The 14,707-nt window shown below is 74.7% G+C and carries 8 protein-coding genes; 5 read left to right on the top strand and 3 right to left on the bottom strand.

What is annotated here, in order from left to right; genetic code table 11:
• Positions 1-73: 73 nt before the first annotated feature.
• Both ACH414_RS10790 and ACH414_RS10785 read left to right on the top strand, forming a co-directional pair.
• On the top strand, positions 74-2,182 hold the full coding sequence (locus tag ACH414_RS10790; protein WP_391769796.1) for an asparagine synthase-related protein: 2,109 nt from the start codon (positions 74-76) through the stop codon (positions 2,180-2,182).
• A 247-nt stretch (positions 2,183-2,429) separates the two neighbouring features.
• Positions 2,430-5,726, top strand: a complete 3,297-nt coding sequence (locus ACH414_RS10785; protein ID WP_398941532.1) for an ATP-binding protein — start codon at positions 2,430-2,432, stop codon at positions 5,724-5,726.
• Positions 5,727-5,769: 43 nt separating this feature from the next.
• Here the strand turns inward: ACH414_RS10785 and ACH414_RS10780 are convergent, their stop codons facing one another.
• Both ACH414_RS10780 and ACH414_RS10775 read right to left on the bottom strand, forming a co-directional pair.
• On the bottom strand, positions 5,770-7,749 hold the full coding sequence (locus tag ACH414_RS10780; RefSeq protein WP_398941530.1) for a sigma-70 family RNA polymerase sigma factor: 1,980 nt from the start codon (positions 7,747-7,749) through the stop codon (positions 5,770-5,772).
• A gap of 258 nt (positions 7,750-8,007) precedes the next feature.
• Positions 8,008-8,757 carry a TetR/AcrR family transcriptional regulator gene (locus tag ACH414_RS10775; protein ID WP_398941529.1) on the bottom strand — a complete coding sequence of 250 codons (750 nt, stop codon included), beginning with the start codon at positions 8,755-8,757 and terminating at the stop codon, positions 8,008-8,010.
• 353 nt (positions 8,758-9,110) lie between these two features.
• Here ACH414_RS10775 and ACH414_RS10770 point away from each other — a divergent pair, with 353 nt between their 5' ends.
• Together ACH414_RS10770 and ACH414_RS10765 are read left to right on the top strand one after the other, a co-directional pair.
• Positions 9,111-10,487, top strand: coding sequence for an NAD(P)/FAD-dependent oxidoreductase (locus ACH414_RS10770; RefSeq protein ID WP_386562840.1), 1,377 nt, complete (start codon positions 9,111-9,113; stop codon positions 10,485-10,487).
• A gap of 106 nt (positions 10,488-10,593) precedes the next feature.
• Positions 10,594-12,261 (top strand): SpoIIE family protein phosphatase, encoded by a 1,668-nt coding sequence (locus ACH414_RS10765; protein ID WP_386562837.1) that lies wholly within the window; start codon positions 10,594-10,596, stop codon positions 12,259-12,261.
• A 34-nt stretch (positions 12,262-12,295) separates the two neighbouring features.
• Here the strand turns inward: ACH414_RS10765 and ACH414_RS10760 are convergent, their stop codons facing one another.
• Positions 12,296-13,573: an MFS transporter gene (locus ACH414_RS10760; protein WP_382539534.1), complete on the bottom strand. Its 1,278-nt coding sequence runs from the start codon at positions 13,571-13,573 to the stop codon at positions 12,296-12,298.
• A 142-nt stretch (positions 13,574-13,715) separates the two neighbouring features.
• On the opposite strand from ACH414_RS10760, the gene ACH414_RS10755 reads away from it, so the two are divergent.
• The gene (locus ACH414_RS10755) at positions 13,716-14,282 is read left to right on the top strand and encodes a MarR family winged helix-turn-helix transcriptional regulator (protein ID WP_398941527.1); all 567 of its coding nucleotides are present in this window, start codon (positions 13,716-13,718) and stop codon (positions 14,280-14,282) included.
• Positions 14,283-14,707: the final 425 nt, after the last annotated feature.

The following is a 14,707-nucleotide window of genomic DNA, read 5'->3' as shown; positions in this document are numbered from 1 at the left end:
GCGCCGTGCGATGCCTCGTGTGCGCCGTTGTCATGGCAGCATGTCCTCCACTCGACCTTATGTGGAGGCGGCGATGCGGTGGCTGGTGGGCTGGAGCAGTGTCGCCGCGCGGTTCGGCGCCCCGCCCGGCTCGGCCGGGACCGTGGGCGACCCCGCCGAGGGACGCACGGTGCAACCGGTGGGCGCGCAGCTCCTGTGGGGCGATCCCGATCCGCTGTGGGCGGTCGGCGACTGGCGCCCCGACGAGGTGCGCCTGGTGAGCGTCGACGAGCACACCCGCCTCGCGGTGCTCGGCTGTTGCGCGGCGAGCGACGAGGAGCTGCGGCGCGGCCTGCTGACCGCGCGCGGGGGCGCACTGCGGCACCTGACCGCGTGGGCGGGTGGTTACACCGTCGTCGTCAAGGTCGGCCGCCGCATCACCGTCACCGGTGATCTCGCGGGCGCCCGGCCGGTCTTCCACACCCCCTGGGCGGGCGGCACCGCCTACGGCACGGCGGCCCTGCCGCTCGCCGACCTCACCGAGGCCCAGCTCGACATCGGACACCTCGCCGCCCTGCTGGCCTGCCCCGAGACCCCCGAGGCGCTGCGCGACTCCACGCCCTACGAAGGGGTGCGCCGGGTGCCGCCCGGGCACGCGCTGATCCTGCGCGAGGGCTCGCGCGAGATCACCGGTTACGACCCGGTCGCCTCCCTCGCCGTGGCGGCGCCCGAGGCCGACCCGCGGCAGGCGGTGGAGGGCGTCCGGGACGCGCTGGTCGAGGCCGTACGGGCCCGGCTGACCGCGCCCCGGCACGCGCCCGAGGTGCCGCTGCCCGACCCGGGGCCCGTGCCCGGGATGGGCCCCGCCGACCGGCGCGCGGCCCGTGGCGGCGGGCCCGCCCCGGGGATCGGCGCCGACCTGTCCGGAGGCAGCGCGTCGGGAACCCTCGCCCTGCTCGCGGCCGGGCTGCCGGGCGTCCCCGGCACGGTCCTCGGCCACGGGACCGGCGCGGGGGAGCGGCTGCTCGCCGTCACCTTCAACGACCTCGCCGGCGCGGGCAGCCAGGAGGAGCTCGCCCGCGCGGGGGAGATCGCCGCCAACCCGCGGCTGCACCACGTGGTCGTCGCGGCGGGCGAGGAGGCCCTGCCGTACGCGGAGCTCGACGGGCCGCTCACGGACGAACCGGGCCCCTCCCTGGTGGCGGCCGACCGGCACCGCAGGCGGCTCGCGGGGGGCAGCGCCGACCACTTCACCGGCTTCGGCGCCCGGCAGGTCCTGGACGCCCACCCGGCGCGCCTCGCCGACCTCCTGATGGACCGCCGGCGCCGCTCGCTGGTCCGCCCGGTGACGGCCCTCGCCAAGGCGAGCGGCCCCTCCGCGGGCGCCCTGCTGGTCCCGCTCCAGGTGTACCGCGCGGCGCGCCGACTGGCCCGTACGCCCTACCGCACCGGCCTGGAGGCCGCCGCCACCCGGGTCCTGGAGGCCAATCGGGCGCCGGGCGGGTCCTACGGCCCCCTGGAGGCGTCCCTCTCCGCCCTCGCCTGGTCCCGGCCGGGTCCGGCGGCGCGCTGGCTGACGGGGGAGGCGCTGGCTGAAGTATCGGTTCGCCTGACCCGGGCGGCGACCCTTCCCGCCTCGGTCCAGCGGCCCGGCGAGGCCCGTGCGCGCGCCGCCCTGGCCCGCGCGGCCGCCGACCACCGGGTCCTGGAGCAGGCCGCGGAGATCCGCAGCCAGCGCCTGCACGCCCCGTTCCTGGACAACCAGGTCGTACGGGCCTGCCGCGAGCTTCCCGAATCCCTGCGGGTCCAGCCCGACGCGCGCGCCATGGTCCTGCGCACCGTCCTCGCCGGCGCCGGCATCCGCGACCTCCCGACCGGCTGGGGCGCCCCCCACCCGGCGGTCCCGGCCGCCACCACCCGCGCGGGTCTGCGGGCCGCGCTCCCGCACCTGATCGCCCTCTTTGAGGCCCCGCTCCTCGCGGACGCGGGCCTGATCGAGGCCCGCGTGGTCCGCCGCGCCCTGCGCGCCGCCGCCGACGGCGAGCAGGTCCCCCTCGACGGCCTCGCCGACCTGATCTCCACCGAACTCTGGCTCCGTCGCCTGCTGTCCCGCCGAGGCTCCTGCTGGACGGGCACGGCCGCCCCCCGCCACCGAGCGGTCCCGGGCCCTCTGATCCCCTCGGCCCGCTCCCTACCGGCGTAAGACCCGCGCCCCCGCCCCGCCGATCCCCGCGACCCTGGCCCCCCACCACCGCCCCGCGTGGGCCGCCTCCACCCGCGGACTGCGCGGGCGGGCGCCGCCGCGGCGGAGCGGGTGGGCACAACGGCCGCCGGCCGTAACGGGCTGGGCCGCAGGCCCACGGCGGCCGGGGAGGGCGGGCGCCCCGTCGTGCGCCCCTCTCCGGGGAAACCCCGAGGCGTCCGCCATCCCCAGCCGCGACAATGTTCCGGTGCGGTATCTCATCCTCGGCACCACCGACGCCCTCGACCCCCACGGCACCCCCCTCCCCCTCGGCGGTGCCCGGCTGCGGGCGCTGCTCGCCGCGCTCGCGCTGCGCGGCGGGCGGACCGTGTCCGTCGGGGAGCTCGTCGACGACGTCTACGGGGACGAGCCGCCGTCCGACGCCCCCGCCGCGCTGCAGGCGCTCGTCGGACGCCTGCGGCGGGTCCTCGGCAGGGACGCCGTCGCCTCGGGCCCCGGGGGATACCGGCTCGTCGCCGACGCCGAGGACATCGACCTCCACGTGTTCGAGCGGCTGGTGCGCGACGCGGCCGCCCGGCTCGACGCCGACGACCCGGAGTCCGCCGCCGCACTCCTGCGCACCGCCCTCGCCCTCTTCCGCGGCCCCGCCCTCGCCGACCTCCCCGAGCACGCGGGCGTGCGCCCCGAGGCCCAGCGGGTCGCCGCGCTCCGGCAGCGCGTCGAGGCCGACCTGCGGCGCGGCGCCACCACGGGCCTCGTGCCCGAGCTGACCGAGCTCACCGCCACCTATCCGTACGACGAGACCTTCCACGCCCAGCTCATCCGCGCCCTGCGCGCCGAGGGCCGCCCCGCCGACGCGCTCAACGCGTACGAGGACGCCCGCCGCACGCTCGCCGAAGGCCTCGGCGCCGACCCCGGCCCCGAGCTCGCCGCCCTGCACGCGGAGCTCCTCGCCGGGGACGCGCCCCCGCCCCCACGGCCGGAGCGGGCCGCCGCCCCCGTCGCCGAGCAGGGCAACATCCGCCCCCGGCTCACCTCCTTCGTCGGCCGCGAGCCCGAGCTCGCCGCCCTCCGCGCCGACCTCGACCGCAACCGGCTCGTCACCCTCACAGGTCCCGGCGGCTCCGGGAAGACCCGGCTCGCCGAGGAGGCCGCCCTCCAGGCCGTCGGCCCCGCCGCGTGGAGCGCCGAACTGGCCCCGCTCGACGACCCGGGAGCCGTGCCGGGCGCCGTCCTCTCCGCCCTCCGCCTGCGCGAGACCAACCTGATCACCCGCGACGGCCAGCCCCTCCAGGACGACCCCACCGCCCACCTGGTCGAGCACCTGGCCCACCGCCCCCTGCTCCTCGTCCTCGACAACTGCGAGCACGTCATCGGCGCCGCCGCCGCCCTCGCCGAGACCCTCCTCACCCACTGCCCCGAGCTGCGCATCCTCGCCACCAGCCGCGAACCGCTCGGCGTCCCCGGCGAGGCGGTCCGCCCGGTCGAGCCGCTCCCGCCGGACCCGGCCCACCGGCTCTTCGCCGAACGGGCCCGCGCGGTGCGGCCCGCCTTCCGCGTGGAGGACGACCTGGCGGCCGTCGACGAGATCTGCCGCCGCCTCGACGGCCTCCCCCTCGCCATCGAGCTGGCCGCCGCCCGGCTGCGGCTGCTCACCCCGCGGCAGATCGCCGACCGCCTCGACGACCGCTTCCTCCTCCTCACCTCCGGCTCCCGCACCGTCCTGCCCCGCCAGCAGACCCTGAGGGCCGTCGTCGACTGGTCCTGGGAGCTCCTCGACGCCCAGGAGCGCGCCCTGCTGCGCCAGGCCTCGGTCTTCGCCGGCGGCTGGGACCTGGCCGCCGCCGAGGCGCTGCACCAGGACACGGCGGCCGACACCCTCGGCGTCCTCGGCGCCCTCGTCGAGAAGTCCCTCGTCGTCGCCACCCCCACCGACGACGGCGAGATGCGCTACCGCCTCCTGGAGACCATCCACGAGTACGCGGTCGAGCGCGCCGCCGAGACCCCGGAGCTGCGCGCCGCCGCCGAGGCCGCGCACACCGCCCACTTCACCGCCCTCGTCGAGACCGCCGAACCCCTGCTCCGGTCCGGCGAGCAGCTGCCCTGGATCGCCCGTGTCGAGCGCGACCTCGACAACATCCGCGCGGCCCTGCACCGCACCACCCTCACCTCCCCCGACGAGGCCGCCGCCCACCGGCTGGTCTTCGCGATGGGCTGGTTCTGGTGGCTGCGCAACTACCGCCCGGAGGGCCTCGGCTGGGTCGAGCGCGCGCTCGCGCTCGGCGAGGACCCCGAGGACCGCGCGGACCCCCGCTTCTGGCCCCGGATGCGGCTGCGCCTGCTGCACTTCTTCCTCGCCGTGGAGAACCAGACCATCGCCGCCTACCGCGACGACCCGGAGCTCGCCGCCGTCGTCGCCCGTGTGCGGGCCGCGTTCGCGACCGACCCCGGTCCCGAGTCCGCGCGCTTCCCCGGGATCCTCTGGCCGTTCACGGCGTACCTCACGCACGAGCCGGCCGACGTCCGCACCCTCCTGGACACCTCCGTCGCCAACGCCCGGCGTCACGGCGGCGAGTGGGACATCGGCGTCAGCCTGATGTTCCGCACCCACATGGCCGTCGACATGCCCGGCGGGATGGCGGAGGTCGACAGGGACCTCGCCGAGCTGCGCGTCCTCTCCCGCAGGGTCGGCGACCGCTGGATGCGCGCCCAGGTGGCCAGCGCCGCCGGCGAGGCCAACATCATGCGGGGCCGGTACGCGCAGGCCCGCGAGGCGTATCTGGAGGCGCTGGGTCTGGCCCGCGAGGTCGGCGCCCACGCCGAGGCGCCGTTCCTGCTCGCCCGGCTCGCCGAGCTCGACTTCCGCGAGGGCGACCCGGCGGCCGCGGTCAAGGGCCTCGACGCGGCGGAGGCCGAGGCCGAGCGCCTCCACGTGGGCGACACCCGGACGTACGTCGGCTTCCTACGGGCCTACATCGCCCTGTTCGAGGGCGATGTGCCGGCCGCCCGCCGCCATGTGGAGACGGCCGGCGCCCTGGTCTCCACGAGCAACCCGCCGCCGCACTTCCTGGCGGTCGTGTACGGGCTGGCCGCCCGCATCGAGGCCCACGAGGGCGGCGGCAGGGCCGCGGTCGGCTCCGCTGTCGCGGCCCTGCGCACGGCCCGGGACGGGCAGTGCGCCGAGTTCATCACGGCCAATCTCGCCGAGGGCCTGGCCACCGCCCTGGCCCTGGCCGGCGAACCGGGCGTCGCGGTACGCGTCCTGGGCGCCGGCGACGGCTGGCGGACGGAGGCGCCGCGCGGGATAGCGGAGCTGCGCGAGACCGAGGCCGTCATGACCCGGGCCCGCGCCGAACTCGGCGAGGAGGCGTGCGCCGCCGCCCGCGCCGAGGGCCGCGGCCTCACCCTCGACGAGGTCCTGACCCTGGCGGAGCCGTACGGAACGGAGCCGGGCGACCCGGAGCCGGGAGAGCCCGAGCCCGGCGAGCCGGCGCCGGCAGAGTCGAAGCACGCCGAGCCGCAGTCGAGGGCGGCCGGCGCCTGAGTCGGGGAGCGCCCGCCTCGGTGCCCTCGTGGGCCACCCGGTCTCACGAGCAGGTGAACTGCGACTGGGCCCAGTCCGCGACCGCCGCCCGGCCGAACGGCGTGTGCTCCTCGACGACCAGGCGGATCTGGCGCCGCCCGGAGATGCCCACGTGGACCGGGACCGGCGCGTCGCCGGGGCGGATCACATCGGAGCGCCACAGGCGTTCGCCGTCGCCGAAGACCGAGAAGCGGACGCCGCCGACACCGAGCGGGACGGTGATGTCGTCGATGCCGACGACCGCGTCGTAGCTGGTGCACTGCCGGTTGAGGTCGATCAGCAGAGAGGACGGGGCGTGCACGCTCACACCGTGGGCGTAGCGGGTGCCCTCCATGGAGAGCCGGGAGCGCTGCCACATCCAGCTGCTCTCGCCGAGGTTCACCTCAGGCTTGGTGCCGTCGCCGAAGACCCCGTACTCCAGCCGGTTGAGCTGGTAGACGGCCGGCGGCGCGGGCGGCGGAGTCGGCTTGACCGTGGCCTTCGACGGGGTGGGCCGCGGGGGCGTCGGCTTCGGCGTCCGGGTGGGCGTGGGCCGGGGGCTCGGCTTCGCCGGCGGCGTCTTCGAGGGCGTCGGCTTCGGCGTGGGAGGCGGCGCTGGGGCGGGCGGGGCCTGCACGGGCGGCGGCGTCGGCTTGGGCGTCGGCTTCGGGGCGGGCGGCACCGTGGCGACGGGGGAGGCGACCGTCGGCGTGACGGCGGGCTGGGCGACCGGCTCCGGCTCGGCGCCGGTCAGCGCCCAGACCAGGCCGGCGGTCGCGGCGACGGCGGCGACCGCGGCGATGCCCGCCTTCGCGGGGATGCCCAGGCCCTCCGCGGCCGCGGACGAGGCCCCGGCCGACCCGGTGGCGGCGGCGCCCGAGCCGGTGGCGGCCGCCGCGGCACCGGCCGCGCCCACGCCCGCCGCGCCGCCGGCGACGACACCGGCGGCCTTGAGCGAGTACCCGGCGGCGAACCAGCCGATGACGGCGATCGGCAGCACCGCGGGGATGCCGGCGTTCACATGGGCCAGCTCACCGGCGGCGAGCCGGCACTTGGCGCACTCGTCGAGGTGCTTGCGCAGCCCCCGCTCGGCCCGCATCCGCAGACCGCCGCGCGCGAACGCGCCGAGCCGGTCGGCATAGCGGGCGCAGTCGCCGCCCGCGGTGAGCGACTGGCTGACGTGCGCCTGGAGATAGGCCTGCTTCAGCCCCTCGCGGGCCCGGCTGGCGAGCACCGCGGTGGCGTTGGCGGTCAGTCCGAACAGCGGGGCGACGTCGCTGGGCGACTCCTCCTCGACGGTGGTGTGCCACAGCACGGCCTGCCAGCGCTCGGGCAGCGACCGGAACGCCTGCATGGCCAGGGACTGTTCGGCCTCGTGCATCGCGAGCACATCGGCGCCGAGGTCCAGGCCCGCTCCGAACGTCGAGGACTGGTCGGAGACCTCGGCGCTGCGGGCGGCCTCGTCGGCGAACACCGCGAAGTCCTCGACCAGCTGCTCGCGCTTCTGCGTCTTGGTCCAGGTCGCCGCGACCCTGCGGACGGTGGTGAGCAGATAGGCACGCACGGCCTGTTCGGGCCCGGCCCCGCCGCGTACCGCCTGGAGGGTGCGGGCGAAGACCTCGGCGGTCAGGTCGTCGGCGGTGTGGGCGTCCCGGCAGCAGGTCCTGGCATAGCGGCGGACGGCGTCGGAGTGGCGCCGGAACAGCTCCTCGTAGGCGCTGTCGTCGCCGCCCCGCATCAGCTGGACGAGGTCGGCGTCGGAGGGCGGCAGGTCGAGCGGCGGCGGCAGCACGCCTTCGTGCTCCTCGGGCGCGGCCGGCACGGGGGTCCCGCCCTCGCGCTGCTGCGGCACGCTCCTCCCGGGAGCGGACCCGGCACCCGATCCGGCGGAGCCGGCGCCGGAACCGATCGGCCCGCCCTGGCTGGGCACCTGAGCGGAGGACAGGCCCCCGGTCTCCGTGGTGTCACCGGCGCCCAGCGTCTCGTCCCGACTGTCACCGCTCATCGCGGAAGCCCCCGTATGCACGCTCGGACCCGAACACCGGCCAAGCCTGCCACAGAGCGCGGGCATGCCGAACCCCCGCGTCCACTTACCACTCGTCCGGGGCGACTTCCCGCGTCCGGGCGTAACCGCTCATCCGTTCGTGTGAGGGGCGACGGCCACCTGGACCGCCGTCCCGTCACCCCGGTGTTCGACTCGAACCCGCGCCGTCCGCGAAGGCGGATCGACCAGCCTCCGCGGAATCGCGGCGCGATCACCGCACTACCGCGAGCGCAGACCCTCGAGAAGGATGTCGAGCAGGCGGGACGAGGCCGCCGCCTGCTGCACCGCGTCCGGCAGCGCGGGTGCGGCCGTGGCTATCACCAGCAGCACGTCGGACACGGTCACGTCCGGGCGCAGCTCGCCCGCCTCACGCGCCCGGTCCACCAGCCGGCCCACGACCTCCAGGAGCTCCGCGGCCCCGGCGTCGTCCTGCTCGGCCGCCGGCACCGCGCGCGGCGCGACCACCCGCTGCTCGCCCAGCTCCCCGTACCCGTTCGAGACGGGCGCGACGGAGACGCGCTGCTGCGGAACCCGCGCCGCGTCCTCGGCCACGCCCGCCGGCAGCAGCACCTCGTCCACGCCCACCCGCAGCACCTGAGGCGGCAGCAGCCGCCCGGCGCCGGAGGCGACCGAGGTGCGCAGGAACCGGGAGAGCGCCGACCAGGGCTCGTCCTCCTGGCCGAGGGCGGTCCGCGCCTGCTCCGTCAGCCGCGCGGTCTCCTCCTCGGCTATCCGCCGGACCAGCACGTCCTTGCTGGGGAAGCGGCGGTAGACCGTGCCGACACCGACCCGGGCGCGGCGCGCCACGTCCTCCATCGGAGCCCCGTAGCCCAGCTCGCCGAACACCTCGCGCGCTGCGCGCAGCACGTGCTCCAGATTGCGCTGCGCGTCCACCCGGAGCGGCGCCGAGCGCCCGTTCGGCGCGGCCTGCGCCGTACGGAGCTGCCCATACGAATCCTGAATCTGCATAAGCGTTCCCCCGCTCATGATGTCTCCCCCCGGAGACTCCCCGCCCTGACACGGAGCTCCGACCCCACCGCGTTCATGGTCCACGCACGGCGATCCGACACTCCGACGAAGTACGAACATAGTTGAGTCCGGGTCAATTCAGAAGGGGCAGTTCCGTACGGTGCGCCCCCCGATCGGAGCAAGGACCGGAACCCTCCCGATTCCGACCCCACGGCCACTCGGCCGCCCCCACCCTGACCTGCGGACTTCACCACCCGTACCGCCCTTTCGCCACCCCACGCCTCCGCCCCGCTCCGGTCACACAATTTGCCGGGCCTGTGGACAAACCCCGGACGGCGTTGCGTCATGGGACAGTGACCGAACCTGTGCGCATTCTCGTTGTCGGCGGTGGCTACGTCGGGATGTACACCGCGCTGCGCCTCCAGCGGCAGCTCAAGGCCGAGCTCAGAAGCCGCGCCGTCGAGATCGTCGTGGTCACGCCCGAGCCGTACATGACCTACCAGCCGTTCCTCCCCGAGGCCGCCGCGGGCTCCATCTCCCCGCGCCACGTCGTCGTCCCGCTCCGCCGGGTCCTGGACGGCTGCCGGATCATCATCGGCGAGGTCCACTCCGTCGACCACGCCAAGCGCACCGCGACCCTCTCCACCCTCGCCACTGAGGAGGAGGGCGCGGGGAACGTGCAGCTCCGCTACGACGAACTCGTCATCGCCCCCGGCTCGATCTCCCGCACCCTCCCGGTCCCCGGCCTGGCCGACCACGCCATCGGCTTCAAGACCGTCGAGGAGGCCATCGGCCTGCGCAACCACGTCATCGAACAGATGGACATCGCCTCCTCCACCCGCGACCCCGCCATCCGCGACGCCGCCCTGACCTTCGTCTTCGTCGGCGGCGGCTACGCGGGCGTGGAGGCCCTCGCCGAACTCGAGGACATGGCCCGCTACACCGCGCGGTACTACCACAACCTCAAGCCCGAGGACCTGCGCTGGGTGCTCGTCGAGGCCTCCGACCGGATCCTGCCCGAGGTCGGCGAGGAGATGGGCCGCTACGCCGTACGCGAGCTGCGCGGCCGCAACATCGACATCCGCCTGGGCACCCGCCTCGACTCCTGCGAGAACCGCGTCGCCGTCCTCAGCGACGGCACCCGCCTGCCCACCCGTACCGTCGTGTGGACCGCGGGCGTCAAACCCGCGCCGCTGCTCGCCGCCACCGACCTGCCCCGCGACGAACGCGGCCGGCTCGTCTGCACCGCGCGGCTCACCGTCGACGGCGTCGAACACGCCTGGGCCGCCGGCGACGCCGCCGCCGTCCCCGACCTCACCGCCGAGGAGCCCGGCCGCGCATGCGCGCCCAACGCCCAGCACGCCGTCCGCCAGACCAAGGTGCTCGCGGAGAACATCGCCGCCTCCCTGCGCGGGGAACCGCTCAAGGAATACGCACACAAATACGCCGGCTCCGTGGCCTCGCTGGGCCTCCACAAGGGAGTCGCCCACGTCTACGGGCGCAAGCTCAAGGGCTACCCGGCCTGGTTCATGCACCGCGCCTACCATCTCAGCCGGGTCCCCACCTTCAACCGCAAGGCCCGCGTCCTGGCCGAATGGACCCTCTCCGGCCTCTTCAAACGCGAGATCGTCTCCCTCGGCTCGCTGGAACACCCGCGCGCCGAATTCGAACTCGCCGCCGCACCCCCACCCGTGCCCAAGCCTTCCGGCGAGGACGAGTCCTCGGGCTGACATCACTGTCAGTGCACTCGTCCACACTGGACGTGTGACCATAGGTGGGCTCACACCTGCACAGAGTGACTCTGCACGGCAACGACACCACGAGGCATACACATCCGTGAACTTCACCCGTTGGAGCGCCCGGCTCCCCGGCACGCAGCGCCGCGCGGCGCGGGGGACCGAAGGCTCCGTGCCCGCGGCCCGCGGTGAGTACGGGCAGCAGATGGAGCATCCCGCCGCAGACGCTTCCGACGCCGCCGAGCCCACCGCCCACGGCACCGACACCGACGTCCCCGCCCTCGAGGACTTCACCGTGCGGGAGCTGATCGGCCGCCTCCCCGGCCTGGTCGCGCTCGTGTACGGCCCGGAGCACCGCATCGCGTACGTCAACGACGCGTACGCCGCCGCCTTCGGCCCCCGCCCCGCCGGGGCCACCGTCGCCGACACCTGCCCCGAGGCGGAGGAGCTCGGCCTGCTCCCCCTCATGGACCAGGTCCTGCGCAGCGGCAAGCCCCGCACGGTCAAGTCCCGCCGCACCCACGACGGCGGCTCCTACACCGTCACCTGCCTGCCCGTCGAAAGCCCCCGGCTCCCCGACGGCGGCGTCCTCGTCCACGCCGCCGACGTCACCGACCACGCCGAGGCCGCCGAACGGCTCCGGGCCAGCGAGCGCCGCCACCGCGAGACCGCCGTCACCCTCCAGCGCTCCCTGCTCCCGCAGGAGCTGGAGCAGCCCGACGACCTGCGCATCGCCGCCACCTACCAGCCCGGCGTCGCCGACGCCGCCGTCGGCGGCGACTGGTACGACGTCATCACCCTCGGCGCCGGCCGCACCGCACTCGTCATCGGCGACGTCATGGGCCGCGGCGTGCGCGCCGCCGCCGTCATGGGCCAGCTGCGCACCGCCGTCCGCGCCTACGCCCGCCTCGACCTGCCCCCGCACGAGGTGCTCCAGCTCCTCGACGGCCTCGCCGCCGAGATCGACGCCAGCCAGATCGCCACCTGCGTCTACGCGGTCCACGACCCCAACGAGGGCAAGCTGGTGTACGCCTCCGCGGGCCACCTGCCGATCCTCGTCCGCGACGAGGACGGCACCGTCCGCCGCGCCGAGGACCCCACCGGCCCCCCGCTCGGCACCGGCGGCTGGCTCCACACCTCCGGCACCATCGCCCTGCCGCCCGGCTCCACCGCCGTCCTCTACACCGACGGCCTGGTCGAACGCCGCCGCGAGGACATCGACGAGGGCGTCGCCGCCCTGGAGCGCGCCCTCTCCGGTGCCACCGGCACCCCGCAGGTCGTCTGCGACCGGCTGCTGCGCTCCCTGGGCGTCACCGCGGAGCACGACGACGACGTCGCCGTCCTCGTCGTCCAGCACCCCGCGCGCAAGGGACCCGCCGCCGAGCTCTTCCACAACGCGGCCCTGGAGCTCCTCGGCGGTGTGGAGGCCGCGCCGCGCGCGCGTGCCTTCGCCTCCGGCGTGCTCGCCAGCTGGCGCTTCCCGGTGGAGCTGTGCGACCTCGGCGTCCTCGCCACCAGCGAGCTGGTGGCGAACTCCCTCCAGCACGGCACCCCGCCCATGCGCCTGCGGCTGCGCCGCACCGACCGCCGCCTGATCGTCGAGGTGACGGACGGCGACGACCACCTGCCGCGCCGGCGCCGGGCGGAAACGGAGGACGAGGCGGGTCGCGGGATCTCCATCATCGCGACGATCGCCTCGTCCTGGGGAAGCCGCCGCACACCGGGCGGCGGCAAAGCGGTCTGGTGCGAGTTCGCCCTGCCGGACTGAACCCGACCCGGCCCGACTGATGCCGTGGGAGGGATCAGACGGCCGCGGTCTCCTTCGCGGGCTGGTGCTGTGCCACCACCCGCGAGGGCTTCGCCGCGAGCGACGGCTGGTTCTGCACCGGCGTGAGCCGCTTGCCGAGCCGGACCGCGAGGACGGTGATCCCCAGCGAGAACAGCACGAAGGTCACGATGTACGGACCGTGCAGCGAGGCCCCCATCGGCCCGCCCACGGCCGGACCGACCGCCAGCGCGAGCTGCTTCACCAGGGCGAAGGCCGAGTTGTACGTCCCGACCATCGACTCCGGCGCCAGATCGGCCACCAGGGGCGCCACGGTCGGCGACAGCATCGCCTCGCCGAGCCCGAACAGGGCGTACGTGGAGATGAACGCCGCGGTCGCCATCGCCTGGCTGCCGTGCCCGAGCCCCGCGTACCCGGCGATGATCCACGCCACGGTCCAGATCAGACCGACGGCCGCGATGACCCGGGTCCGCTTGCGGCGCTCGACGAACTTCAGCACCAGGAACTGGGCGGCCACGATGACGGCCGTGTTGGCGGCCAGCGCGATGCCCAGCGTCGACGGGGCGATGCCGGCGGCCTCGGTGCCGTAGGCCGCGAGACCCGACTCGAACTGTCCGTAGCAGGCGAAGAAGAGCACGAAGCCCAGCACGCACAGCTGCACCATCGCCTTGTGCCCGAGCAGCGCCCGGACCCCGCCGCCCTTCTCGGCGGCCGGCCGCGCGCCCTGGAGCGCGGGGGAACCCGGCATCCGCACGGTCAGCACGATGGCGCCGAGGACCAGGAACATCGCCGACTCGATCGAGAACAGCAGCAGGAAGCTGCCGGGCCGGCTCTCGTCGACCAGCTGGCCGCCGATCAGACCGCCGACGCCCAGACCGAGGTTCTGCAGGAAGAACTGCATGGCGAAGGAGCGGGTCCGCGTCTCGGGCGTCGAGCACCAGACGATCATCGTCGCCAGTGCCGGCTGCATCACGGCCGTACCGGCACCGAGCAGCGCGGCGGCCCCCACGGCCGCGGGGACGGACGAGGCGAACCCCATCCCGAGCGCGCCGAGCGCGGCCAGCACCGAGGCCACGAGCAGGACGGGCACGGGCCCGCGCCGGTCGATGGCGCGACCGCTGAAGGGGAGGACCACGAGGGCGGCCATGGCGAAGACGGCCAGCACGACACCCGCCGTGGTCGCGCCCAGATCCCGCACCTGCGCCACGTACACATAGAGGTACGGCACGGTGAAGCCGAGTCCGAACGCGCTCAGCGCGCTACCTGCCTGAATCCGGCGCATCGCGGCGCCCATCGCCTTGGTCACACTCACCCACTTCGGTCGCGGGTTCATCCCTGTAGGCCTGAACCCTGAAGACTTCAACACTAAAATTAGATCCTTAACAATACACATGGAAGGACTTCAACGCCAACGAGCCCCGTGGGATACTCGCCGCATGTCCGACACCCCCGAGCAGTCCGGCCCTCAGTCTCCGCAGGAGCCGACCCTCGACGAGCAGATCGCCGCCTACCAGCGCGAGTTCCGCGACCTCGACCCCCAGGTCGAGAAGGTGGTCTCCGCGCTCGGCCGGCTGAACCGCCGGATGAACGTGGCGTACGGCCGCCAGGTCGCCGACCTCGGCATCAGCAACGCGGAGTGGGAGGTCCTCAAGACCCTCGTCCTCTCCGGCGCCCCCTACCGGCTGGGCCCCGGCGAGCTCGCCAAGCGCCTCGGCCTCACCCCGGCCGCGATGACCCACCGCATCGACCGCATGGCGGGCGAGGGCCTGGTCACCCGCGACCGCGACGAGAACAACCGGGTGCGCGTGATCGTGGAGCTCACCGACGAGGGCCGCCAGAAGTGGCTCGAGGCGATGCGCATGGCGACGGACTTCGAGGAGGAGCTCCTCCAGGACCTGTCGACGGAGGAGCGCGGCGCCCTCGGCGAGATGCTGATCCGCCTGCTCCGCCGCGTGGAACTGACCCAGCCGGACGCCGGCGGCCGCCTGACGGACCTCGACTGACCCTGACCGCCGCGGGCCCCCCGGCCGATGTTTGACACGCCTCTCCGGGACGCGTAGTGTTCTCCGAGTTGTCACGGAGCCGGAACGGTTCCTCGACAGCCATCCCGCCGCGAGAGCGGCACCTCAACTCCGCACGATCTCCCAACCGGGACGAATTTCGGCATGCCGAAATTCATTTCGAAAGACTCGATTATGAGTCGCCGGGAAAATCCGCTAGAGTTTGAGACGTCGGAACGGCCCAACAGCCCGGAAGACAAAATCCCGCCGACTGGGAATCAGGCCCGAAAGGATCTGATAGAGTCGGAAACGCAAGAACGAAGGAAGCGCCCAGAGGAAAGCCCGAGAGGGTAAGTACAAAGGAAGCGTCCGCACCTTGAGAACTCAACAGCGTGCCAAAAATCAACGCCAGATTAGTTGATACCCCG

The organism is Streptomyces sp. NPDC020422, assembly GCF_044386705.1.
GTDB lineage: Bacteria > Actinomycetota > Actinomycetes > Streptomycetales > Streptomycetaceae > Streptomyces.
This window is presented reverse-complemented; position numbering and strand designations above follow the sequence as displayed.